At 35.9% G+C, this 1,464-nt stretch carries 1 protein-coding gene; it reads left to right on the forward strand.

Annotated elements, in window-relative coordinates:
• Nucleotides 1-92: 92 nt before the first annotated feature.
• Nucleotides 93-1,464 (forward strand): 23S rRNA (uracil(1939)-C(5))-methyltransferase RlmD (gene rlmD / locus ABMA45_RS06130; RefSeq protein WP_348029951.1); only part of this gene is annotated, 1,372 nt, incomplete at its 3' end.

Genomic DNA, 1,464 nt, shown 5'->3' on the forward strand with positions numbered 1-1,464 from the left:
CCAATATTCGCATATCGTGGGAATTATCCCACTTTTATGCTCATATTGTGCCCCTGGCATCATTAAAATATTAGCAGATAGAGGATAAATAAATGAAAAAAGGAATGGAATACCAGGGAGTGGTAGAGAAAATAGATTTTCCAAATAAAGGAACAGTAGATTGTGGTGAGAAAGGTGTAGCTTTAGTTAAAAGAACTATTCCGGGCCAAAAAGTAAGTTTTGTAGTTTCAAAGAAGCGTTCAGGCAAATGTGTTGGACGTTTAAAAGAAGTGCTTGAAAAGTCACCACTTGAAAATGCAGAACCACTTTGCCCACATTTTGCGGATTGTGGCGGATGTTCTTACCAGACAATGGATTATGAAAATCAGACTAATTTGAAAAAAGAAATGGTTAAGAATATTTTAGATGGAGTAATTACAAATAAAGATTATGAATTTGAAGGAATCCTCAAAAGCCCTGTTCAGTGGGAATACAGAAATAAGATGGAATTTTCATTTGGAGATGAATATAAAGATGGCCCTTTGGCATTGGGATTACATAAAAGAGACAGTTTCCACGATATTGTTACGGCAAAGGAATGTAAAATTGTAAATAAAGATTACAACAAAATTTTGACTTGTGTATTAGAACATTTTGCAGAAAGAAATGTAAAATTTTATCATAAAATGAGACACGAAGGATACCTTAGACATTTGGTTATTAGACGTGGTGTAAAAACAAATCAGATTATAATGAGTATTGTTACAACATCGGATGCAAACGGCGAGGCAGCGGCAGATTATAATATTTTAATTGATAAGTTATGTAAACTTGATTTAGAGTGCGAACTTAAAGGTGTACTCCAGATTATAAATGATGGTCTGGCTGATGTGGTTCAAAGTGATGAGACAAGAGTACTTTATGGTGAAGATGTAATTTATGAAGAATTATTGGGACTTAGATTTAAGATTTCAACATTTTCATTTTTCCAGACAAATTCTTTAGGGGCTGAAGTCCTTTATTCAAAGGCAAGAGAGTATGTTGGAAGCACTAATGATAAAATGATATTTGACCTTTACAGCGGTACAGGAACAATTGCACAGATTCTTGCTCCTGTTGCAAAAAAAGTTGTAGGGGTTGAAATTGTTGCAGAGGCGGTAGAAGCTGCAAAAGAGAATGCTGAATTAAACGGACTTAACAACTGTGAATTTATTGCAGGGGATGTGCTAAAAGTTATTGATGATATCAAGGACAAGCCGGATTTAATAGTTCTTGACCCACCAAGAGATGGTATTCATCCAAAGGCTTTGCAAAAGATAATTGATTTCGGCGTAGCCAGAATTGTATATATTAGCTGTAAGCCAACGAGTCTTGCAAGGGATTTAGTAATTTTGCAGGAGCAGGGATACAAGGTTGAAAAAGCGTGTGCGGTAGATATGTTCCCGCAGACCGTTCATGTGGAGACGGTGGTAAAACTACACAGGA

The organism is Eubacterium sp. CAG:156, assembly GCF_000434315.1.
In the GTDB taxonomy this organism is placed as follows: Bacteria; Bacillota; Clostridia; order Lachnospirales; family Lachnospiraceae; genus Eubacterium_U; species Eubacterium_U album.